At 66.5% G+C, this 21,437-nt stretch carries 18 protein-coding genes; 4 read left to right on the top strand and 14 right to left on the bottom strand.

Going from position 1 to position 21,437, the window contains the following annotated elements; translation table 11 throughout:
- Positions 1-7 precede the first annotated feature (7 nt).
- Positions 8-1,072: a porin gene (locus ACK4HJ_RS02940; RefSeq protein ID WP_409827566.1), complete on the top strand. Its 1,065-nt coding sequence runs from the start codon at positions 8-10 to the stop codon at positions 1,070-1,072.
- Positions 1,073-1,079: 7 nt separating this feature from the next.
- Here ACK4HJ_RS02940 and ACK4HJ_RS02935 read toward each other — a convergent pair whose 3' ends face one another.
- Genes ACK4HJ_RS02935 through ACK4HJ_RS02920 form a run of 4 tightly spaced genes read right to left on the bottom strand, consistent with a single transcriptional unit; the run spans position 1,080 to position 5,285 of the window.
- Positions 1,080-1,913, bottom strand: coding sequence for an SDR family NAD(P)-dependent oxidoreductase (locus ACK4HJ_RS02935; RefSeq protein WP_409827564.1), 834 nt, complete (start codon positions 1,911-1,913; stop codon positions 1,080-1,082).
- Complete coding sequence (locus tag ACK4HJ_RS02930) at positions 1,910-2,704, bottom strand: citryl-CoA lyase (protein WP_409827562.1); 795 nt, start codon at positions 2,702-2,704, stop codon at positions 1,910-1,912. Before ACK4HJ_RS02930 ends, ACK4HJ_RS02935 begins: the two co-directional genes overlap by 4 nt.
- Before the next feature lie 17 nt (positions 2,705-2,721).
- On the bottom strand, positions 2,722-4,224 hold the full coding sequence (locus ACK4HJ_RS02925) for a class I adenylate-forming enzyme family protein (RefSeq protein WP_409827561.1): 1,503 nt from the start codon (positions 4,222-4,224) through the stop codon (positions 2,722-2,724).
- 29 nt (positions 4,225-4,253) lie between these two features.
- The gene (locus tag ACK4HJ_RS02920; RefSeq protein WP_409827560.1) at positions 4,254-5,285 is read right to left on the bottom strand and encodes a tripartite tricarboxylate transporter substrate binding protein; all 1,032 of its coding nucleotides are present in this window, start codon (positions 5,283-5,285) and stop codon (positions 4,254-4,256) included.
- A 104-nt stretch (positions 5,286-5,389) separates the two neighbouring features.
- Between ACK4HJ_RS02920 and ACK4HJ_RS02915 the strand changes: the two genes are divergently transcribed.
- On the top strand, positions 5,390-6,217 hold the full coding sequence (locus ACK4HJ_RS02915) for an IclR family transcriptional regulator (RefSeq protein WP_409827559.1): 828 nt from the start codon (positions 5,390-5,392) through the stop codon (positions 6,215-6,217).
- A gap of 105 nt (positions 6,218-6,322) precedes the next feature.
- On the opposite strand, the gene ACK4HJ_RS02910 is transcribed toward ACK4HJ_RS02915, so the two are convergent.
- From ACK4HJ_RS02910 to ACK4HJ_RS02895, 4 genes are all read right to left on the bottom strand, one after another.
- Positions 6,323-6,811, bottom strand: coding sequence for an NUDIX hydrolase (locus ACK4HJ_RS02910; RefSeq protein WP_409828083.1), 489 nt, complete (start codon positions 6,809-6,811; stop codon positions 6,323-6,325).
- A gap of 27 nt (positions 6,812-6,838) precedes the next feature.
- On the bottom strand, positions 6,839-7,342 hold the full coding sequence (locus tag ACK4HJ_RS02905; RefSeq protein ID WP_409827558.1) for a GNAT family N-acetyltransferase: 504 nt from the start codon (positions 7,340-7,342) through the stop codon (positions 6,839-6,841).
- A gap of 13 nt (positions 7,343-7,355) precedes the next feature.
- Positions 7,356-8,060, bottom strand: a complete 705-nt coding sequence (locus ACK4HJ_RS02900) for a riboflavin synthase subunit alpha (RefSeq protein WP_409827556.1) — start codon at positions 8,058-8,060, stop codon at positions 7,356-7,358.
- A gap of 111 nt (positions 8,061-8,171) precedes the next feature.
- A complete protein-coding gene (locus ACK4HJ_RS02895; RefSeq protein WP_409827555.1) occupies positions 8,172-9,122 on the bottom strand; it encodes a LysR family transcriptional regulator in 951 nt (316 codons plus the stop codon).
- Between the two features lie 102 nt (positions 9,123-9,224).
- Between ACK4HJ_RS02895 and ACK4HJ_RS02890 the strand changes: the two genes are divergently transcribed.
- Positions 9,225-10,211 carry a Bug family tripartite tricarboxylate transporter substrate binding protein gene (locus tag ACK4HJ_RS02890; protein ID WP_409827554.1) on the top strand — a complete coding sequence of 329 codons (987 nt, stop codon included), beginning with the start codon at positions 9,225-9,227 and terminating at the stop codon, positions 10,209-10,211.
- A 12-nt stretch (positions 10,212-10,223) separates the two neighbouring features.
- Positions 10,224-11,861 (top strand): gamma-glutamyltransferase, encoded by a 1,638-nt coding sequence (gene ggt / locus ACK4HJ_RS02885; RefSeq protein ID WP_409827552.1) that lies wholly within the window; start codon positions 10,224-10,226, stop codon positions 11,859-11,861.
- Positions 11,862-11,987: 126 nt separating this feature from the next.
- On the opposite strand, the gene ACK4HJ_RS02880 is transcribed toward ggt, so the two are convergent.
- The 6 genes from ACK4HJ_RS02880 to ACK4HJ_RS02855 form a co-directional block, all read right to left on the bottom strand.
- Positions 11,988-13,343 (bottom strand): esterase-like activity of phytase family protein, encoded by a 1,356-nt coding sequence (locus ACK4HJ_RS02880; RefSeq protein ID WP_409827550.1) that lies wholly within the window; start codon positions 13,341-13,343, stop codon positions 11,988-11,990.
- A gap of 144 nt (positions 13,344-13,487) precedes the next feature.
- On the bottom strand, positions 13,488-15,380 hold the full coding sequence (locus ACK4HJ_RS02875; protein ID WP_409827549.1) for a glycosyltransferase: 1,893 nt from the start codon (positions 15,378-15,380) through the stop codon (positions 13,488-13,490).
- A gap of 1,148 nt (positions 15,381-16,528) precedes the next feature.
- A complete protein-coding gene (locus ACK4HJ_RS02870; protein ID WP_409827547.1) occupies positions 16,529-17,212 on the bottom strand; it encodes an IPTL-CTERM sorting domain-containing protein in 684 nt (227 codons plus the stop codon).
- A 287-nt stretch (positions 17,213-17,499) separates the two neighbouring features.
- The gene (locus ACK4HJ_RS02865) at positions 17,500-18,879 is read right to left on the bottom strand and encodes an MATE family efflux transporter (protein WP_409827545.1); all 1,380 of its coding nucleotides are present in this window, start codon (positions 18,877-18,879) and stop codon (positions 17,500-17,502) included.
- A complete protein-coding gene (locus tag ACK4HJ_RS02860) occupies positions 18,876-19,397 on the bottom strand; it encodes a L,D-transpeptidase family protein (protein WP_409827543.1) in 522 nt (173 codons plus the stop codon). Before ACK4HJ_RS02860 ends, ACK4HJ_RS02865 begins: the two co-directional genes overlap by 4 nt.
- 5 nt (positions 19,398-19,402) lie before the next feature.
- The gene (locus ACK4HJ_RS02855) at positions 19,403-21,145 is read right to left on the bottom strand and encodes an NAD(P)-binding protein (protein ID WP_409827542.1); all 1,743 of its coding nucleotides are present in this window, start codon (positions 21,143-21,145) and stop codon (positions 19,403-19,405) included.
- Positions 21,146-21,437 lie beyond the last annotated feature (292 nt).

Below are 21,437 nucleotides of genomic sequence, written 5' to 3'. Positions count from 1 at the left end.
GACATACATGAAAAAAATCATTGGCGCGGCCTGCGCCGCCTTGGCCGGCCAATGTGCCATGGCACAAACATCGGGTGTGACGCTTTACGGGGTGGTGGACCTGGGCCTGCGCAACGGTAGCGGCCTCTCCGCGTCGAACGCACCCGCAGCGGGCTCAACCAGCACCCTGGGCAGCGGCATCCACACCACCAGTCGATGGGGCCTGCGGGGCTCTGAAGACCTGGGCGGCGGGGCCAAGGCGCTGTTCCACTTCGAAAGCGGCCTGAACGCCGACACCGGAGCACCTGCCAACGCCACCAAATACTTTGACCGTGCTTCATGGGTGGGCCTGCAGAGCCGTTGGGGCACGCTGGCACTGGGCCGCCAGACCACGACGCTGGCAGATGCGATCTCACCGGTCGATCCATTGGCCATGCGCTTTGCCAGCTTCAACCCCAACATCGGCGTGGCGGCATTGAGCCAGCACGGTCTTGGCATCCAATACGGCAGCGCGGGCGCCACGTCGGGCTCTTACCGGCTGGACAACTCGCTGAAGTACACCGGCCGCTTCGGCGGCTTCACCGCCAGGGCTATGTGGGGCATCGGAGAGGTGGAATCGCAGGCGTCTGCTCTGTCATCGCACGGCGTGGGGCTGGCATGGGCCGGCAACGATCTGGTGGTGTCGGGCGCCTACCAGAGCTTCAACGATGCGAACAAGCGCTCGCTGGATGGCGCGACACTGGGCGCCTCCTACCAGTGGGGCAATGTGCGCCTGGCCGCCAATGCAGGCCGCAACAAGGCCGAGACAGCGGCAGGCCGCTTCACCGTGCAGCGCGTGTTGTCCGCTGGTGGTACCTGGGCGGCCACGCCGTGGGTGGACCTGACAGCGGCGTACTACAAGGTGGACCGCTCGCGCACCGGTGCGGCCGAAGACGGCTACGGCCGCCTGGTGGCGTTTGCCGAATACAAGCTCTCGCGCCGCACCAAGGTGTATGCCGAGCTGGACAACACCCGCTGGCGCAACGGCTTCCAGGGCGCGGCCAACAAGGCCACGGCCACCGGCATCTCGGCCGGTGTGGTGCACACGTTCTGAGCAGGTCTCAAACAAACTTGCCGGTGATGCCCCCGTCCACCACCAGCTCGGTGCCGGTCACGTAGGCGGCTGCATCGCTGGCGAGGAAGGCGCAGGCATGGGCCACATCCCAGGCGGTGCCCATGCGGCCCATGGGCACCTGGCGGGCGCGCGCGGCGCGGGCCTCGTCGAGACTGGTGTCCGAGAACATCTTCGCCACCGTGGTGGCGATGCGCGGCGTGTCGATGAGCCCCGGCACCACCGTGTTGGCGCGCACGCCCTGGCCTGCGTACTGCTGCGCCACCATGCGCGTGAAGTGCGTGACGGCTGCCTTGGTCACGCCATAGGCCAGGTGCGGATAGCCGAGGTAGCGCATGCCCGCGATGGACGAGATCGCAACGATGGAGCCCCGCCCGCGCTCCACCATGCCGGGCAGCACCTGCTGGCAGGCCAGCAGCAGGCTGTTCACGTTGACGGAATGGATGCGGTCGAAGTCTTCGGTGCTCGTCTCCAGCGGTCCGCCGGTCTTGCCGATGCCCACGTTGTGGTGCAGCACGTCGATGGCGCCGCCAAAGCGCTCGCGCGCCTCGGCAAACAGGCGCTGCACATCGGCCGCGTCCGCCACGTCGCCCACCAGGGTGGCGGCCGTGCCGCCCTCGGCGTGGATGAGCGCCGTGGTCTCCTCGGCCGAGGCCGCGTCGCGGTCCGCCACACACACGCTGGCGCCCAGGCGCGCGTAGGTCACGCAGGCGGCGCGCCCAATGCTCCAGCCCGGGCCGGCAGACCCGCCCCCGGCCACGACCACCACGCGGCCCGACAGGTCCAGCGGCAGGGCGGCTGGGTGGGCTGGCTGCGCGCTCATGCGTCCGTGCCCTGGCCGGCACTGCCGCCGACAAAGGGTATGGCGTGCTCCACCGTGTCCCAGATGAATCGGCCCGAGGGGCTTTGCTGCTCTTCCACGATGTGCGCCACCAGCCCGGCCGCACGCGAGATCACCGCAAAGCCGCGCATCACGGCCGTGGGCACGCCGATCTCGCCCAGCAGCGCGGCCACCGCGCCGGTGGCGTTGATGGTGATGGGGCGGCCAGCCACTTCATCCACGGCCTTGGACAGCGTCTCCAGCGCACGGATCTTGTCGCCCTGCAGCTCGGGTTCGGCACGGCCCATCTCCAGCAGTTTGTAGGCGCGCGGGTCTACCGGTTTGTGCAGATGGTGGCCAAAGCCGGGCACGGGGGATTTGAGGCCCTTGTAGTGGCGCGCAATAGCCAGCGCTTCCGCCTCAGGGTCTTGCGCCGCCGCAATGCGGTCGAGCAGGCCCGAGCAGTTCTCCATGGTGCCCACGAAGGAGCTGCCCACGGCCAGCAGACCTGCCGACACAGCGCCCTGCAGGTTCTCGGGCGCGCTCATGTAGATCAGCCGCGTGGCGATGGCGCTGGGCGTGAGCCCGTGCTCCATGAGCACGATGAGCACCACGTCGGTGATGCACAGGTCCACGCCGCGCGGGGTGCGGCCCAGGATCTGCATCAGCATCACTTCGGTGAAGGTCTTTTTGCCCATCAGGTCCTCGACCAGGTCCGCATCGCGGTAATGCAGGCTGGTGAGGGTGTGGGTGCACAGGCGGGTGACGGGGGTCTTGGAAGCAGGGTGGGTCATGAAATGGGTTCCTTCGTTCAGGCAGTGGCCGTACCAGCCAGGGCAGCCAGGGCCGCATCGCGCACGGCGGACTTGAGCACCTTGCCCACGGGCGAGCGCGGCAGGCTTTCGTGAAAGTGGATGCGCTTGGGCGTCTGCACCGGGCCCAGGCGTTCGCGCACAAAGGCGATCAGCTCGGCCTCGTTCGCGTGCTCGCCGTTGCGCAGCTGCACGGCGGCCTGTACGGTCTCGCCCCACTTGTCGTCGGGCAGGCCGAACACGGTGCATTCGTGCACCGCAGGGTGCTGGCCCAGCGCGTTCTCCACGTCCACGGGGTAGACGTTGAAGCCGCCGGTGATCACCATGTCCTTGAGCCGGTCCTTGAGGTAGAGAAAACCCCGCTCGTCGATCAGGCCCCGGTCGCCCGTGTGCAGCCAGCCGTCCACCAGGGTCTCGGCGGTCTTCTCGGGCAGGCGCCAGTAGCCGGTCATCAGCAGGTCGCCGCGCGCCACCACCTCGCCCACTTCGCCCGGGGGCAGCAGGCGGCCATCAGGCGCCATGATGGCCACGTCGCTGAACCAGGTGATGCGGCCCACCGAGGCCAGGTTGCGCTGGTCTTCAAAGTCCTCGGGGCACAGCACGGTGAGGATCTGCGGCGCCTCGGTCTGGCCGTAGGTGGTGCCCAGCACCGGGCCGAAGAAGTCGCGCACCTGGCGGATCTTGTCGGGCGGCATGGGCGCGCCGCCGTAGATGAGCCGGCGCAGGCGTGGAAAGTCCGCGCGCGATGCGCCAGGCAGCGCCATCAGCATGTAGACCAGCGTGGGCGGCATGAAGCACACGGTGCCGCCGCGCTCGCGGAAGGCCGTGCGCACCGCCTCGGCGCCCGCGCCCGCCAGCACCACGTGGCAGCCGCCCTGCGCCAGGATGGGCAGGATGTACGTGGAGGTGCCGTGCGTGATGGGCGCGGCCACGATGTAGCGCTCGTGCTTGTCAAAGCCCCAGGCATGGATCTGGTTGGTGATGTTGGCCATCCACGCGCGGTAGGGCTGCATCACGCCCTTGGGGGCGCCGGTGGTGCCGCCGGTGAACTTGATGGCTTGGGTGGCGTCGTCCGGCAGGTCGATCACGGGGCGCGGCGCGTCGGCGTGCGCTGCGGCCAGCTCCGCCAGCCCTGCGGTCTGCAGGTGGACACCCGGTGCGCCCTCCAACAGCTCGAAACAGGCGCTGTCCAGCACCACGATGGAGGGCTCGGTCGCGTCGATGATGCGGCGAATCTCGGGCCGCGTGCTCTTGGGGTTGAGCGGCACCCACACCTTGCCGCAGGCCAGCACGGCCAGCAGCGCGGCGATGTGGTCGGCGCTGTTGCCCGCACAGATGCCCACACGGCTTTGGGGCGCAGGGTCGATGGCGGTGAAGCCCGCCGCGAGCGCTGCCACGCGGGCGGCCAGCGCGTCGTAGCGGATAGCGCCCTCCGGCGCGTCGATGGCAATGCGGTCGGGCCAGCGCTGGGCGGCCCGCCAGAAGAAGTCGATGGGGAACATGAAGGCAGGTAGGTTGTGTGGGTGATCTGTCACTCCGCGGATGCGCCCGACTCCTTCACCACTTCTCGCCAGCGCTTGATCTCGGCGGCGGCGAACTGGCGCATCTTGTCGGGGGTGCCACCGTCGGGCGTGGCAGCCAGCTCCTGCAGGCGCGTGCTCACCTCGGACTGGGCCAGCACCTTGTTCAGGGCTGCGTTGACCTGCTCGACGACGGCGCGCGGCGTGCCCGCCGGTGCGGCCAGGCCAAACCACGACTGCACGTCAAAGCCCGCGTAGCCCGACTCAGCCAGCGTCGGCACGTCCGGCAGCAGGGGCGAGCGCTGGGCACTGGTGATGGCAATGGCGCGCAGCTTGCCGGCCTGCACATGCGGCAGCGCCGACGGGGTGTTGTCAAACATCGAATCCACCTGGCCGCCGAGCAGGTCGGTCACGGCAGGCGCGCTGCCCCGATAAGGCACATGCAGCATCTTGAGCTTGGACTGCATCTTGAACATCTCGCCCGAGAGGTGGATGGACGAGCCGCTGCCCGAGGACGCAAACGTGATGCCGTCCTTGGACTCCTTGGCGTAGCGCACGTAGTCGGCCAGGTTCTTGATGGGCAGCTTGGGGTTGACCACCAGGATGTTCGGGATCTTGGCGATCAGGCCGATGGGCTCGAAGTCCTTGACCGGGTCGTAGCCCAGCTTGGGGTACAGCGTGGCGTTGATGGTGTTGGCGATGGTGTAGACATACAGCGTGTAGCCATCGGCCGGCGCGCGCGCCACGGCCTCTGCGCCCACGTTGCTGTTGGCGCCTGCGCGGTTGTCCACCACCACGGGTTGGCCCAGCTGGTCGCCGAGCTTGACGGCCACCATGCGCGCAATCACGTCCGTGGCGCCGCCCGCCGCATAACCCACCACCAGCTTGACCGGTTTGGTGGGCCAGCCCGAGGCATTGGGCTGGGCCTGCAATGGCATGGCGGCGCCGCAGGCCAGGGTGGCGACCAGCGCCAGCAGGGCGCGGCGCGGCAGGGATGGCGAAGCTTTGCGCTGACCCAGCGCGGCGGGGGTGTGTGGGCTCATGGTGTCTGTCTCCGGTGGTTCTTGGAAAAATGCCGTCGTGGCGCCCTGCTGCGTGCTCTGCGGCACACTGCGCACTGGTTGCGTTGACGAACAAATTCTTTCCCATGCCCTCCCGACCTGCGAATTCAAACGTCCGGCTGCCGGACGAACGTGTGAGTGCGCACACGGCAGACGAACCGGCCGACGACCACGGCAGCCGCACGCTGCGGCGCGGCCTGCAGGTGCTGGACGCCGTTCTGGCCCATGGCCGCGACGGCGCGCGCGTGGTGGACCTGTGCCGCGCCGCCGCGCTGGAGCGGGCCCCCGTGTACCGGCTGCTCGCCACGCTGATGGAGAGCGGCTACGTGGCGCAGCGCGGGCGCTTTCGCTACGTGGCGGGCCCGCGCCTGGCCGCCCTGGCCGAGCCCCCGGGCCAGCCCAACCTGGCCGTGCGCCTGGCGCCTGTGCTGGAGCGAGTAAGCCGCGCCTGTGGTGACGCAGCCTTTGCCATCGTGCGCGAAGGCCCCACCTCGCACTGCATTGCACGCCATGTGGGCACGCACCCGGTGCAGATCCTGGTGATCCAGGTGGGCACGCGCCAGCCGCTGGGCGTGGGCGCCGCGGGCCTGGCGTTGCTGGCGGCACTGCCCGATGCCGAGATGCAGGCCTGCATCGACGCCAACGCGCAAGATCTGCCGCGCTACGGCGGCATGACGCCCGAGCGCCTGCAGATCCTGGTGCGCGCCACGCGCGAGCGCGGCTGGTCGGTGGTGGGCAACCATGCCACGCAGGGCGTGCTGGCGGCTGGCATGGCCGTGCGCAACGCGGCGGGCGAACCCGTGGCGGCGATCAGCGTCGCGTCAACCGTGGACCGCATGCCGCGCGAGCGCCAGCAGCTCATCGCACGCTGGATGCGCGAGGCGCTGGCGGCGTTGTTGCCGCATGGGGTATGACGGCTGCGGGGTCGGGGACGATGCCTGCGTGGCGCGATTCGTGAAGCCCAACCCCACGCCGAGAAAGCCGAAGACGCCGGGGCCGCCGTCCCTGCCAGCTTCTTGCTACTGCGCCGCAGGCTCGGTCACCGAGATATCGGTATGCACCAGCGTCAGCGGAAAGCGCTGGCCCGCCAGGTAGTCCTCCAGGCAGCGCAGCAGCAGGGGGCTGCGGTGGCGCTCGGGACAGGCGCGGATCTCGTCGGCGGTGAGCCACAGCGTGCGTACGATGCCGGTGTCCAGCGTGCGCCAGTCGTGGTGCGTGCCCAGCGTGCCCGCAAAAGCAAAGCGCATGTAGGTGATGTCGTCGCCGGTGCGGGTTTTGGTAAAGCGGTTGAGGTACACGCCGATCAGCGCCGTGGGCTCGAAGTCGTGCGCGGTTTCTTCCAGCACCTCGCGCGCGCAGGCCTGGATGGGCGACTCGCCCGGGTCCAGGTGGCCCGCCGGGTTGTTCAGTTTGAGGCCGTCGGTGGTCTGTTCCTCGACCAGCAAAAAGCGGCCGCCCTGTTCTATCAGTGCGGCCACTGTGACGTTGGGTTTCCAGCGGTGGGGCATGGCGCGCATTATGACCAGGGGTGGTGACTAAAGGCTGCGCGCCATGTACACCGCGCCGTCGCCGTAGCTGGCCAGTCGCGTGCGCTGCTGCGCACCATGCAGAGTCTGCAGCACATAGCCATGGCGTTGCCAGTAGGCCTGGGTGCCCTGCACCGACACCAGTGCACTGTGCCGCAGGCCTTGCTCCGTGGCCAGCGCCCACAGCGGCTGCAGCAACTGCCGGGCCAGGCCTTGGCCTGCGCAGGCCGGCGACACAGCCATATCGTGCAGGTACAGAGTATCGGCTGCAGGGCTGGCGTCAAAGTCGCCGTGCAGCGGGGTGACTTTGCCAAGCACCGACCGATAGGCCGCCAGGTAGGCGCACACCGTGCCGGCCTGCTCCAGCACCAGCGAGCAGTTGGCGGGGCTGGCCAGACGGCGCGCAAAAACCTCGCCGCTTTCGACAAAGCCTTCGCCATAGCAGGCCAGCTGCACGGCCAGCAGGCCCGGCAGGTCGCTCAGCGCCAGGGGTCGAATCACCACTACGGACACGGGAGCGAGGGGGTCAGTGCGGCAGCACAGGCGCCTGCATAAAGTCGTCCAGCGACAGGCCCTTCTCTTTCAGCAAGGCCTCCAGTACCGGCTGCAGGCGCCCCAGGCTTTCGTGCACCGCATCGCGCACCGTGTCCACCACCACCTGGGTGCTGCGCTCGATCTCGATGTTCAGGCGGTCGCCCACTTTTTTGTTTTCAAACACGGTGGCGCGGCGGGTCTCGGGGATCATCCAGATCTCGAACCAGCCCTCTTGCCGGTTCACCTCGGCCACGGTGAGGCTGGCCCCGTGGATGGCGATGTAGCCCTTGGCAAAGATGTAGCGGCGAAACGCCTCGGGCACGGCCACGCGCCACACCAGGTTGTTGTCGAACTCGCGCCGCTCAATCAGCGTGGCGGTGAAGTCCACATGGCCCGACAGCGGGTGGCCGCCGATCTCGGCCCCGTCCTTGGCCGCGCGCTCTACGTTCACGCGGTCACCCTGCGCGTAGCTGCCCAGCGTGGTGATGTTCAGGCTTTGCAGCATCACATCGAAGTTGGCCTGCGTGGGCGAGAGGATCTCGGTGACCGTGAGGCACACGCCATCGGTGGCCACGCTGGCGCCAATGGCCAGGTCCTGGCAGAAGCCCTCGGGGAAATCGAGCGTGAAGGTGCGCAGACCCGCGCGGTCGTGGATGGCGGCAATGCCTGCCGTGGCTTGGACGATGCCTGTGAACATGGGGAAGCGGCTTCCGGTCAGCGTGGGTTGGAGTGCTGGAATTCTGCCACCCAGTCATGTGCCGCGCCGGTTTCGGGGCCTTCAGCCGCTGCGCTCGCCGGCGGTGCCGTATCAGGCTCCGGTGGGCGCGCGCCCCTGCGCGTGCACCTGCAGGCAGTGGATGAAATCCAACAGCGTGGCGGAAACATGCTCTGGCTTCCACACCACCGTGATCGGCCCGAAGTGGATGCCGGACTCCACCGCAATCTTCTTGAACAGCCCGAGCGAAACCATGTAGTCGGCCATGGCCCCGGAGCACACACCGACATAGTCGCCCTTGTGAAGCAGGGCCTGCATGATGATCAGCGACGCCGTCTCGGCCTTGGGAACCAGCCACGAAGCAGCCTGTCCGATCAGGAAAGCGTCCATCTGCACGCGCGTCAGCGTGCCACTGGGAGGCATGACCCAGTTGCCGTGCAGCACGTCGGCAAAACCCAGCGAATCGGCGCGCTCCCAGTGCCTGCTGCCTTGGCCGATCACAATGGCCACCTGGTCTTCAAACAGCACGTGGTGCGCTAGGCCAGGCTGGTGGGCGCGCGCATCCAGCACGCCGATAACCGCGTCCATGGCACGCGTTTCCAGCCCTTTGAGCAAGTTGTCGAACGGCCCGTCGTGAATGGCCACGGCCACGTCGGGGTGGTCGATCTGGAAGGCGCTCACGGCCTCGGGTAACCCGCCCGCGATGCCCGCCCAGACGCTGCCCACGTTCAGTCGCGGCACGCGCCCTTCGGCCACGGCATTCATCTCGCGGCCGGTGCGGGCAATGTCCCCCAGCACATTGATGGCCAGTCGCTTGAGCACATGCCCTGCGGGGGTGAGCTGCACTTTCCGGCCGCGCAGCACCAGCGGCGTGCCCACCACGCTTTCCAGCTCGGCCAGCCAGTGGGACATGGCCGATTGCGTCATGTGCAGCCGCGCGGCCGCCCCGGTCAAAGTGCCGGCTTCGTCGAGCACCAGAAACGATTCGAGGTGGCGAACCTTGATCCGCCGCGCCCATGAAGTGGCTTCGAATCGCTCAATCATGAAGAAACCCTCATGCCACTATTCTGCCTTTTCACTAGGCAGATGGCGCGTCGCTTCATGACAATGACTTCATCTTCTATTCATGAACTTCGAGGAAACGCCGTGCCCACCACCTTCCGCTACGCCGCCAAGTTTGTCCTGCTCGCTGCAGCCGCAGCCGTCACGGCCACCGCCGTGAATGCGCAAAGCGCCTACCCGAACCGGCCCGTGCGCCTGGTGGTTTCGCAGCAAGCGGGTGGCAGTTCCGACACCATTGCCCGCATGTGGGCAGAAAGCGCCGGCAAGGTGCTGGGCAACTCCGTGGTGGTGGAGAACAAGCCGGGCGCTGGCGGAATCATCGCAGCCCAGCAGGTACTGGGACAGCCGGCCGATGGCTACACGCTGTTCTTCGGCGGTGTGTCGCAGATGGTCTTCAACCGATTCACCTACAAGAACCTGCCGTACACGCCCGAGAAGGATTTCGTCGGCGTGGGCATGCTGACCACCGTGCCCTTCATCCTGGCGACCAACCCCGCCACCGGCATCAAGACGCTGGACGAGCTGACGAAGAAGGCCAAGGCGGCACCGGGCAAGCTCAACTTCGCGTCGGCCGGCCAAGGCAACTCCACACACCTGGCGGTCGAATTGCTGTCGCAGGCGCTGGGCATTTCGATGACCCACATCCCCTTCAAGGGCGAGCCCGACGGCGTGATGGCCACCATCGGTGGCCAGACCGAACTGATGGCGCCCGTGTTCGGCACCGCGCTGCCGCACATCAAAAGCGGCAAGCTGACACCGTTGGCCGTGATCGCGCCCCAGCGCCTGAGCGAGCTGCCGGAGGTGCCCACCGCCAGCGAACTGGGCGTGAAGGGCTTCGACACCATGGGCTGGAGCGGCATCGTGGCGCGCGCCGGCACACCGCCCGACCTGATCGAGAAGCTGCACAAGGCCACGGAGGCCTTTCACAAAGACCCCGAAGTGCAGGCCAAGCTCAAGAGCATGGGCGTGATCCCGCTGCCCGGCCCCGCATCGCTGCTGATGGAAACCACCGCCCGCGACACGAAGGCCTGGGGCCCCACGCTGCAGGCGCTGAATCTGAGCAACAAGTAAACAAAAACAAGCATGCCAAAAAAACACGAAGCGATGGTGGTCTGCCCCCAGCCCGAGGCCGCCGAGTCGGGCATTGACATCCTGCGCATCGGCGGCAACGCTGTGGACGCCGCTGTGGCCACCGCCCTGGCGCAAACCGTGGTGGACCCGCTGATGTGCGGCATAGCCGGTTTTGGTACGGCGGCCGTGTACATGCCGGAGAAACAGGCCCACGAGTACTTCGATTTCCATTCGCCAGCCCCCCTGGCGGCGAAGGAGACCATGTGGGAGCACCTGCTCGAAGGCGAAACCAAGGACGGCTTCGGCTTCATCCTGCAGGGCCGCGTCAATGACATCGGCCCCCAGTCCATCGGCACGCCCGCCACGCTCAAAGGTCTGGAGGCTTTGCATCAGGCCCACGGCCGCCTTCCGTGGAAGCAGGTGGTGGAACCTGCCATCCGCTGGGCCAGCGAAGGCTTCTTCGTTCGGCCCGGCATGCACGCCTTCTGGATCGACGAGCCCAGCATGGGCCGGGTCGGCAACCTGGAGCGGCTGCAGTACAGCGAGGACGGCCGCCGGCTCTACTGCCGCCCCGACGGGCGCCCCAAGCCCATCGGAGCACCTCTGCGCAACGAGGACATGGCCGAGGTGCTGCGGCAGGTGGCGCACGAAGGCGCACGCCCGTTCTATGAGGGCGATCTGGCGCGCAAGATGGTGGCGCACCTTCAGGCGCTGGGCGCACTCGTCACGCTGGACGACCTGGCCCAATACCAGGTCAAGCGCAACCCGCCGCTGGTGGGCAGCTACCGCGGGCGCACCATCGCCACCAACCAGCCCCCGGGTGGAGGGGCGATGCTGCTGGAGATGCTCAACATCCTCGAACACTTCGACCTGGCGGGCATGGAGCACAACAGCCCCGAGTACATCCGCCTCGTGTGCGAGGCCATGAAGAAGGCCACCATCGACAAGGACCGCTGCATCGGTGACCCGCAGTTCTTCGATGTGCCGCTGGACCAACTGCTGTCCAAGGACATGGCCCGGGCCGTCGCACAGCAAATCAGCGCGGGGGAACGCTTCAACGTGCAGCGCGTGAACCCGGGTGCGCCGGTGCCGCGCGACACCACGCACCTGAGCGTGGTGGACGCCGACGGCAACGCGGTGTCGATGACGCATTCACTGGCCATGCCCTCGGGCATCATCACGCCCGGCATGGGGTTCTTCTACAACGGCTGCATGGGCGTGTTCGACCCGCGCCCGGGCCGTGCCGGCAGCATCCAACCGGGCAAAAGCCGCTTCACCTCGTCCTGCCCGACCATGACCTTTCGCGACGGGCAACTGGACGTGGTGCTGGGCGCCCCGGGCGGCACGCAGATTGCCATGGGCGTGCTGCATGTGCTGCTGAACGTCATCGACCACGGCATGGAGATGCAGGCCGCAGTTTCAGCACCGCGCTTTTCATCCACCAGCAATTCCATCGACGTGTGCAACCGCATTCCGCGCTTCACCACGCGCGCGCTGGAGTCTCAGGGCTACACCGTAGGCCGCAACCCGTACAACTACACCATCGGGTGGGTGCACGCAATCCAGGTGCAGCCTGACGGCCTTCATGGCGGTGCGGACCCTGGGCGCGACGGCGTGGCCTATAAGCTGCAGACCAGCGCAGCGGCATAGCCAGCAGCCGATCCCGCCCGGTTGCAGCAGGTACAGGGACTACCGGAATGCTCTCCTATTGATAGCTACTGGCGATTTGTCAGCAAGCGCCAGTAGCCAATATGGCGTGCATTCCACCTCAAGCAGCTACTTCGCCCGCAGCAGTTCCCCCACCTCCAGCAGCACCAGCTCGTTGTCATCCGCCTTGTTCTGCTCACGGCTGCTGCTGAAGGGCAGGTTGTTGTCGTTGCCCACCACGATGTGCGTGCTGTCCACGATGTCCACGTTCTCGATAGTGAAGAACGGGAAGGTCAGCACGCCGTTGTTCAGCGGCTTACGGGCCAAACGCTGCGGGTCCTGGATGTTCATGAGGTCGATGTAGCCCACCTTGCGGATCTCGCCGCCCACGTTGGCGTCGCTCATTTCGACCTTGTACACACGCTTGAACTTGGCCAGGTCGTGGAAGCAGTCCGTGCGCTTCTGGCCTTCGGGGCAGGCCTTGTCGGCCGTGCCTTCGCCGTTGTCGCGCTCGATGATCAATCCCATGGTGTTGTCGATCATGTTGAAGTCGCCAATCGCGTGGTGGTTGGCCTCCAGCACGTACTTCCAGTGGCGGCCGGTCCACTGCTCGGTCTTCACGTCAAATTCGAGCACGCGCAGGTACTGTTTGCCGCCCACGTTTTCATACGCCTTGGCGCCGTCGTTCCACAGCGCGCCCTCGAGCAGCGCATAAAGCTTGCTGCCGTCCTTGGACGAAGCCATGCCTTCGTAACCCTTGGAGCGCTTGACCTCGAATGGAGCGGGCTTGGCATCGGGCGCACCAGGCGTGACCATGCCGGGTGTGTCAGGGGAACGCACGAGCTTGCCGTCCACCCGGGTCTCGATGACCGCCAGCACCTTGCCATTCAGGTCCGCCTTGATCAGGAAGGGGCCAAACTCCTCACCGATCCACAGCGCGCCACCGGCAAACTGAAAGCTTTCAAGATCGAAGTCAGCGCCCGTGAGGTACCGCTTTTCAGTGCCTTCGTGGGTGATGCGGAATGGCACCTTCTTGTCGGGGTCGTGCAAGAAGACGGTCTTGAGGCGATGAAACTGGCCGGTCTTGAAGTCCACGGCGTAGTGGCTCAGGTGCAGCATGAAGTCTGGCGAATTGGCCTTGGAGCCCGCGCCGTTGTCGGTCAGCAGCCAGAAGCTGCCATCGTCCATGCGCTTGATGCCCGAGTGGCCCTGCAACGGCTGCCCCTGGAACGGCAGTGACACGCCGGTATCGCGGCCTCCAGACTTGCCCATCACGCTGCCCACGGCGTCCACACGGCGGGGGGTGGTGAACTTGCCGCTGACCTGCAGGTCCTTGGGGGCGTCCTCGGGGGCTGCGACGAAGCTGAGCGCAGGCAGCACGGCGTGGCCCGCCAGCGTGGCGGGGTAGGCAAGGACTTGGGATTGCGCCGGAGCGGCAGTCAGCAGGGCATACGTGGCCAATGCTATGGGGCGAAGAAGGTTCATGAGTATCAATGGACAAAAGCACCATCTGTCACTATGGCGGTCCGCCATGACGCGCTCATGACACCAGTCATCCAGGTAGACAGCAGCCGTCAGCGCGAGGAGAGACAGGAATGGGGCGCCTCTTGGCGGAATTGCAGCACGGTTTCAGAACTGCCGCACTCCATTGAGTTCGTAGGCATTGAGCTTGTCGCCACCGCGCTCAGAAATGAGGCGCCCGATATGCTGACACGCGATCAGATCGAAGAACGCCGTTCCATGTCCCTTTGCTGTGAAACGTCGCGCAAACGCTTGTTCAAAATGTCCCTCGCCCTCATCGAATGGGCCCAGTTCCAACAACTTGCGGGCGTCCAAAAGCGAGGGCTGAAGCGAGAAGTTCGGCCACCAAAGATTGCTGCGAGCACCCTGCGAATGCCTCGCAAAAAAAGCGGCATGCCCCTCGGGCGGCACGTGTTCGTGCAGCACGTAGCGCCGGCCCGATACCGGGTGCCTGCGCGCCATGCCACCCACAAGCGCCCGATCCGGCAGGGTTTCGGCGTAGTTGCGATTGAACACTACTTGGGCCACGCCGGGCTCAGCTTGCAGGACGTCGGCGGCCCGGCTGACATAGGGCAGGGCAGCTAAGAACTCCCAGTCATCTTCCAAATGCAGCCAATAGGGCGTACACACCTCAGAGCGCAGCAAATTCATGCTGCGCGCGTGGCCCTTGTTCTTTGGGTCTTTGAAGATGAAGTCGAAGAACGGATAAAGCTGCCGCATGCGTTCGCGATCGCTCTCGCTGGAGTTGTCGTCCACGCACACGAAGCGCCGGATGCGATGCAAATCCTCGCAGCAGTGAAGGAACGAATTCATCGTCCTCTCGAATAGGTCGAGTCGCTTGCAGGTAGTCACGGTCAGCGTGGTGTCGCCCTCCCCCGTTTCGCGGCGCTCCAGCAGCCTATGGACGATGGCACGAGGATACCGCGCGGCACGCGCGGCAACGGCGGGTGCCGCGAAATCCCGATTGGCTTCCACGCGCGGGCGCTCGGATTCGGGCAGCAAGTCTTCGTCAAGCAAGCGCATGCACAAGCGAAAGCTTTCCAGCGGCTCTCCCAGCCAGTAGGCGGCGATGGCAGATTCGTCAATCGCCCCCCAGCGATACATTCCCGCATCGAGAAAGAGAAGGTCATCCGGCTCAGGCGATGCCATGGCCGCGCGGGCATGGAGTTGCGCCAGTGCCCATTCCTTGCGCCGACCATGCCAGCGGGCAAGCGCCACGAGCGGCTCGATCCGCGCTGGCCTATGCTTGTAGGCTGCCAAATACGCTCCCTGCACGTCGGCAACGGCTCCTTGCAAGCGCTCAGCCAGCACGGCGGCTTGGTATAGCGAATACCACACCTCCTCGGCCCAGCCACCCATGCCGGCGCGAGCTAGATAAGCCTCCTTCGCCTTTGCAAGCTCGCCCGCATCACGCCAGCTTTGCGCCAGGTAGAACGCATAGCGCGCATTGCCGGGCTCACGGCGCAATGCCTCCTCCAGCAAAGCGGCATCCTTGCGGAATGTCAGCGGGTCGCGGCTGCGCGCGCCCTCGTGCCTGCGCTCCACCAAGGGACCTGCGAGAGCTTCGATGTGATGCGGAGCGTCGACCGTGAGGTACTCGTGCAGCACACCCACCCATCGCCAAGGCAAGGTGGCGCTGACGAGGAGACACTGCCGGTAGCGCGTGCCCTCGCCGTCCAGGTCCAGGTAGTAGGCAGGCGCCTGCAGCGGGGGCCAGCGCCAGCCCGACGGCACATGGAAGATGTTGTCCGCATCCATGAAGAGCAGGTAGTCCCCAGCTTGCGCGTCATCGCGCGCCAGGTCCAGCGCCTCGCTGCGGTTGTGACCGAAATCGCGCCACTGACGCTCGTGCAGTTCCCCAGGAAGGTCAGCCATGCAGCGGCGGATGATGTCTTGCGTGCCATCGGTGGACCCGGTGTCCACAATGACCCAGCGGTCAATGTAGGGTTTGACCGAGGCGAGGCAGCGTTCGATGACGCCGGCCTCGTCCTTGACGATCATGTTCAGGCAAACCACTGTTCGATACGCTCCCCAGGTTCTGAAGCGGCAACGTTCCTGGGATCTGCCTTACGGTGCGCAAACCGCATGCGAAGCGACCTTCTCCGTCGCGCGGGGAAAACTGGCATCGAGCCACACAACACATCGATAGGTGGTGGGGTTGACCGGATAGTGGTCGTACCAGAAGGCTCCGTTTGATTGATTGGTGGAAGAACAGCCGCCACTGATCAGCCTGCTGCCTCCCGTGCAAACGGCGTCTAACTCCAGAGTGGTCTGCAACGCAACGGAACTATTGGTTTCCGTTTTCTGAAAGGTGATCGTTCCCAAGCCGCCCGCCGGACCGGTGGGTCCTGTCGGCCCCGCCACGCCCGCGCTTCCCACGGAGCCAGTGGGACCGGTCGCCCCAGTAGCTCCCGTCGGCCCTGTCGGACCGGTAGCACCTTGCGCTCCAGCTGTGCCTGGATTGCCCTGCGCCCCTTGGGGACCAGTTGGTCCTGTAGGTCCCGCCACCCCTGCGGCCCCAGTCGGCCCGATCAGGCTTACGCTGGAGCCGGGCCACGCACCCGCAGCTTTGGGGCCATAGACAGCTGTGGCAACGCTGTCGAAATAGAAATCACCATCCTGTCCCACAGCGGCGTTCGGCGCGCCTGTTCCCGTCAGCATGCCGGCACCCTGCGATCCGACTGGGCCTGTGGGACCGGTCGGGCCGGTTACTCCGGCTGGTCCCGTAGGACCAGTGGGACCTTGTACGCCTTGGATGCCCTGGGATCCCTGAGTACCTTGCACGCCTTGGGGGCCTGTCGGCCCGGTCGGCCCGGCGGGCCCGGTAGCGCCGGTCACTCCAAGCGCCCCCGCGCTACAGGGGCCCAGCTGGCCGCTCGCGCCGTTGAAACAGGTCGCCGTACCTTGCTGCGCGGCACTGTTAAGAGAAGGAATCCGCACTGTACCGTCGCCATTCACATGCAGTCGGTCGGCGTTATCGCCAGGGTCACGCACGGAAAAACCACCTCCAGGGGGCGGCACGACCGTCACATCAGCCGCCATCGCTCCGTGTGAAACAAGGCTCAAGTACAACGCCATAAGCAGGCGGGATGGTGCAGGAGGTTCGCGGGTCATGGAAATTTACGGTCAGGAAATGGGATGGAGGGCGCTTACGCGTGCTCGCGTCGGCGTTTGAGGATGATCGCGGCTGCCAAGGACAGAAGTGCTGCGGCGCCGATGCGCCCCCACTCGGACAATGTAGGTATTCCGACTGCACCTGCATGCGCCAGGGCACCAATCTGCACATTGGCCGCCACTTGGGCGTTGTTGCGCATCACCAGGGCGCCAGGTCCTAAGTTGACTACAGCAGTGCTGCCGCCGGAAGACGCCAATTGAATCGGCATGGCCGGTGTGCCCTGCAAAGTGAGCGTGCCGTTCACGGTGATATTGCTCCCCTGTGGAAGTACAAAGGTGCGCCCACTCAGACTTGACAGAGTAAGGTTGTTGAACACGGTGGCACCTAAAAACGCGATGGGGCCCCCAGCGCAAGCATCGTCGAAGGCCACGGTTCCAGTACCTGGGTCAAAGCTACCGTTGTTGACCCAGTCGCCGCTGACTGAAAGGGTTCCAGTACCTGCGCCCAAGGCACCTCCGGCGTTGATTTGTACACCTGCTGCGCGCTCGATCTGGCTGGCACCAAGGTTGACCGTGCCTGAAACGCCCAAGCTGGTACATGCCAAGCCCAAAGTACTTCCCGTCGGAAGGTTCATTCCCGCGTTCGGAGGCACCGTCACCTGAGCGAACGCAACGCCCGGCGTGAAAACCGCCACGGCAAGCGTTTTTGCTATGTACATGCAACGCATTGTGAATTTTTGTGAAAATCCTTTGATCCTATGAGGGTCAGGCGAACACTGCAAGAAAAATAGCAGTTAGCCCTGTGACTGCCGAGCTTGTCTCCCATCTTGCGCTGGCTAGTCCCAATGTGCGTGACGTTATCGATCAGGCACCTGGGCACTCGGCCAGCCTGTCGTATACCTCTCGCGTGAACTTGTCATTGGCCATGACGATGCAAGTCGCGGCATTTATCCCTTGCCGTTGAACGCAACCTGCGGTGCTCAAGCCCTCAAGCCATTGCGACGGCTCACACCATGCGGTGCAGTACCTTGTGCCGCCATACGCCGTGGAAGTAAAGGCTTTGCAAAATGAGTGCGGCGAAGTAGGTGGCTGGATAGGCCAACCAGGTAGCCACCAGACCGAACTGGCGGCCCAGCAGCCAGCCCAGCGGCACGATGAGGCAGGCCAGGCATCCAAGCGAAATGACGGTGGGTACCAGCACCGTGCCACTGGCGCGCATCACGCCCGAATACACACTGGCCAGCCCGAAGAACACTGCGCCCCACACGGTGATTTGCAACACCCGCGTGGCGATGTCCACCACCCGCGCATCGGCCACGAACAGGCCCACTGCAGCCGGCGCGGCCACAAACACCAGCGCCGCCAGCCCGCCCGTGAGCAGCAGGTTCATGCGCATGCCGCTGCGTGTGACGGCCGCCAACTGTGCGCTCTCGCCCGCGCCTATGGCCTGCGCTGCAAACACCGACGACGCAATCGCCACGGCCATGGCCGGGAACAGCACGTACGACATCACCTGGCTGGCGGCGCCCCAGGCAGCCGTGGCCGCAGCGCCGTGTGTATTGACCAGGCGAAGCACGCCCAGGTCGGCCAGCGAGCCGGTGATGAAAAACAGCCCTGTGGGCACACCCAGCCACACCAGCGTGCGCAGCAGAGTTCCGTCCAGCCGCAACTGAGCGGCCAGTGCCCGATTGGGGGCCAGCACATGCGCACGGCGCCGAAGGTGCCAGGCTGTCCAGCCCAGCGATGCCAGTGTGGCCAGCAGCAGCGCCACCACCCCGCCAAGAATGCCCTGCGCGGGCAAGCCAATGGCAGGCACGCCGCGGATGAAGACAGGTGCCAGCACCACCGTGACGGCCAGGGAGACCCCCAGCGCGCGCAGCGGCGTGACAGTGTCGCCCGTGCCGCGCAGCAGCGCGGCCGTGAGCATGGACGTGAACAACACCGGGAACAGCGCCATCATCCCGCGGGCATACACCACGGCCTGCGGCAGCACATCGGCGGGCGTGCCCAGCCACGCCATGAGCGGCTGCGCCACCAGCACGCCACACCCGGCCAGCCCCAGCCCCAGCAACAGGCCGGCCCACAGCGTGGTGCCTGCCACCGCCCGCAGGCCCTGGGTGTTGCGTGCACCGTGGGCCTGCCCCACCAGGATGGACGCCCCCGTTCCCAGGCCAAAGATGAAGGCGCTGAACAGCAAAAACAGCGGCATGAACGAGGCCACGGCCGCCAACGCGTCCGCACCCAGCAGCCGCCCCACGTAGATGTGGTTCACCGTGCCGGTCAGCGCCTGCAGGATGTTGGTGAGCACCAGCGGGCCGAGGAAGACGAGGAAGCGGCGGTTGAGCGATGGCGCCGGGGCGGCGGGGGTGGGTGTCGGGTCCGTCATGGCGCTGCGCTCACCCATTGTCCAGGGACCAGGGCGGTGTGGATGCACACCAACGTGCCCACTTCAACCCGGTCGAACAAGTCAATCACATCGGAATTGGCCATGCGCACGCAACCGTGCGACGCGGGCACGCCCATCACGCAATCGTCGGGGCAGCCGTGGAGATAGATGAAGCTGCGCAGCGTGTCCACTGAACCGCCTCGGTTCAGGCCGCGCTCGCAGCCGGCGAGCCACAGGATGCGACTCAGTATCCAGTCGCGACCGGGGTGTTGTGCGGCCAGTGCGGGCGAATAGATTTCGCCCGTGGCGCGCCGCGCCACAAACACCGTGCCGGGCACGCAACCAGCGCCCACCTTGGCGCGCACGCGGTGGTGGCCGCGCGGGGTGCAGCCACTGCCATCAATTTCGCCTACGCCATTCAATGCGGTGGAGACGCTGTAGCTGCGCAGACTGGCCCCGGCCACCACCAGGTGCAGCCGCTGCTGCGCAACGTCGATGTGCACTTCGGCGCCCGCCATTCGCCTCAGCCCGCCGTCACCAGCCCCGCGCCGTGTCCGCGCGTGAAGGCTTCTTCAAACACCGAATAGCCCGACCAGTCGCTGTGCGCAAACGCGAGCCGGGCGGTGGCGGGGGTGGGAATCCACGGCGCACGCTCTCCGTTTGATAGCTGCTTGCGCTTGCTGGGCAAGCGCTGCAGGCCGATTTGGCTTAAATAACTTTGCAGCCCCGGCACCGGCACGGCCATGGCGTGGCCGTAGCGGGTGATGCGCACCTCGGTGGCGCGCTGGCGCAGGTCGGGGTGGGGAACGGCCAGGGCGGCCAGGGCGGCATCGGCCCAGTGCTGCCAGGGTTGGGTGGCCAATTGCTCGCGGCCGTCTGGCAGGTCGCCCAGGGCCTGGTAGTAGCTCAGCACCGTGGGGCCGGCCAGGGTGGCGCCTGTGTCCAGCCGCTGGTGGCCGGCGTCCACGTAGCCCAGCCCCCCTGCGGTGGGGTCGGCATACAGCACGTTGTCCCACGCGGGGGCGGCGCCGGGGCGGTCGGTCAGCGGGCTGTCGATGTGGATGTTGGCCACCAGCCAGGGCGCCCACTGCAGACGCTGTGCCGCGCCGGTCAGAAAGGCGGGCGGGCTTTGCACCACGCGCGCGGCCACCAGCACGGGCAGCGCCACCACGCAGCGCGGCGCCTGCCAGCGCTCCACGTTGCCGGTGGTGTGGTTGAAGGCATCCACCTCCACGCCGTGGCGGCCTTCGGTGATGCGCAGCACGCTGGTGGCCGTTTGCAGCTGGCCGCCACCCTGGGCATTGCTCTGCAGCGGCTCGGCCAGGCGCCGGGTGATCCAGCCATTGCCTTCGGGCCAGGTGAGCACGCTTTCGCGCGCTTCGTCCACTGCCTCGCCGGGCGCATGAAAACCGTGGCGGCTGGCAAAGTAGTGGATGCCTGCCCAGGCCGACACACGCGCGGCGCCCGCGCCATAGTCGTCGCGGCAGCAGTAGTCAAGGTACCAGCGCAGGTGGGCATCATGAAGCCCCTGCTGCACCAGCCATGCCTCAAAAGTCATAGCATCCAGCGCTTGATGGGTAAGCGCCAGCGGCTGTTTTTGGCTCCAGAGCTTGAGCGCCGGCATGGCAAACTGCGCAGCGTCGCCCGCGGCCTGCACCGCCTGGGCAAAGCGGCGGTATTGCGCCAGCGTGGCGTCGCCCACGCCGTGCACGGGCAGCAGGCCTTCCTGCCATTCGCCATCAAAAAACAGGCGCTCCTGCGGGCTGTGGCACAGGTGGCGGCCGTCCTCGCCGCCGTACTGCCAGCGGCCGGCCACGCGCTGGCGCAGGCCCAGTTCTTCCAGCAGGTCCTGCACCTCGCGCGCGTCGTCGCCGGGCACGGGCAGGTAGTGCGCACCCAGCGGGCAGGGGATGCCGGCCACGCTGCCGCCCCGGCTGTTGCCGCCAGCGGCGTCTTCCAGCTCCAGCAGCGCAAAGTCCTGCACGCCGGCCAGGCGCAGCGACCGGGCCGCCGCCAACCCCGCCACGCCGCCGCCCGCGATGACGACCTGCGCGCGCCGCACCACGACGGGTGCGGGCAGGCTGCCGGTGCGCAGCAGGTCGCGCAGGTGGTGGCCGCGCGCCATGTCGATGCCTGCAAAGCCTCCTTGCAGCGTGCGCTGCGGCGGCTCGCACCCCGTCAGCAGCGTGCCGCCCAGAGCGGCCGCGCCGACCTGCAGCAGACTGCGGCGCGACAAGGTGGAAGAGCGGGGCGAGGAAGCGGCCATGGGGCGCCTACTCTAAAGCACGGCAAGGCAAACGAACGACCGCACTGTCTAAGGCGACGCTGAACAAGTCCCCGCGATGGCGCGCGCCCTGGTCTGGAATGGGATGCAAGGCGCAAACCACAGCGATAGCCGTAGCTATCGCGAGGATTTGCAACGCGGCAGCCCGCCCAGAGCAGGGATGCGCGGCGCGCGAGGAACTTGTTCAGCGTTGCCCGAAGTCGCAGCCATATCAGTTACTCATGCCGCCGTGGCAGCACCCACGGCGCGTGAGACGGGCGCGGCCCAGACCAGA

This window comes from Acidovorax sp. (assembly GCF_046294525.1).
Taxonomy (GTDB): Bacteria; Pseudomonadota; Gammaproteobacteria; order Burkholderiales; family Burkholderiaceae_C; genus Acidovorax.
Note: the sequence above shows the minus strand (reverse complement) of the source record. Positions and strands in the feature narration are given on the sequence as shown.

What these genes read in the sequence shown, in the direction of transcription:
- ACK4HJ_RS02855 (WP_409827542.1), bottom strand. Translation starts at nt 21,145, where the DNA reads ATGGCCGCTTCCTCGCCCCGCTCTTCCACCTTGTCGCGCCGCAGTCTG.
- ACK4HJ_RS02915 (WP_409827559.1), top strand. Translation starts at nt 5,390, where the DNA reads ATGCCCTCCCGACCTGCGAATTCAAACGTCCGGCTGCCGGACGAACGT.
- ACK4HJ_RS02935 (WP_409827564.1), bottom strand. Translation starts at nt 1,913, where the DNA reads ATGAGCGCGCAGCCAGCCCACCCAGCCGCCCTGCCGCTGGACCTGTCG.
- ACK4HJ_RS02895 (WP_409827555.1), bottom strand. Translation starts at nt 9,122, where the DNA reads ATGATTGAGCGATTCGAAGCCACTTCATGGGCGCGGCGGATCAAGGTT.
- ACK4HJ_RS02940 (WP_409827566.1), top strand. Translation starts at nt 8, where the DNA reads ATGAAAAAAATCATTGGCGCGGCCTGCGCCGCCTTGGCCGGCCAATGT.
- ACK4HJ_RS02865 (WP_409827545.1), bottom strand. Translation starts at nt 18,879, where the DNA reads ATGACGGACCCGACACCCACCCCCGCCGCCCCGGCGCCATCGCTCAAC.
- ACK4HJ_RS02870 (WP_409827547.1), bottom strand. Translation starts at nt 17,212, where the DNA reads ATGTACATAGCAAAAACGCTTGCCGTGGCGGTTTTCACGCCGGGCGTT.
- ACK4HJ_RS02860 (WP_409827543.1), bottom strand. Translation starts at nt 19,397, where the DNA reads ATGGCGGGCGCCGAAGTGCACATCGACGTTGCGCAGCAGCGGCTGCAC.
- ACK4HJ_RS02880 (WP_409827550.1), bottom strand. Translation starts at nt 13,343, where the DNA reads ATGAACCTTCTTCGCCCCATAGCATTGGCCACGTATGCCCTGCTGACT.
- ACK4HJ_RS02875 (WP_409827549.1), bottom strand. Translation starts at nt 15,380, where the DNA reads ATGATCGTCAAGGACGAGGCCGGCGTCATCGAACGCTGCCTCGCCTCG.
- ACK4HJ_RS02900 (WP_409827556.1), bottom strand. Translation starts at nt 8,060, where the DNA reads ATGTTCACAGGCATCGTCCAAGCCACGGCAGGCATTGCCGCCATCCAC.
- ACK4HJ_RS02910 (WP_409828083.1), bottom strand. Translation starts at nt 6,811, where the DNA reads ATGCCCCACCGCTGGAAACCCAACGTCACAGTGGCCGCACTGATAGAA.
- ggt (WP_409827552.1), top strand. Translation starts at nt 10,224, where the DNA reads ATGCCAAAAAAACACGAAGCGATGGTGGTCTGCCCCCAGCCCGAGGCC.
- ACK4HJ_RS02925 (WP_409827561.1), bottom strand. Translation starts at nt 4,224, where the DNA reads ATGTTCCCCATCGACTTCTTCTGGCGGGCCGCCCAGCGCTGGCCCGAC.
- ACK4HJ_RS02930 (WP_409827562.1), bottom strand. Translation starts at nt 2,704, where the DNA reads ATGACCCACCCTGCTTCCAAGACCCCCGTCACCCGCCTGTGCACCCAC.
- ACK4HJ_RS02920 (WP_409827560.1), bottom strand. Translation starts at nt 5,285, where the DNA reads ATGAGCCCACACACCCCCGCCGCGCTGGGTCAGCGCAAAGCTTCGCCA.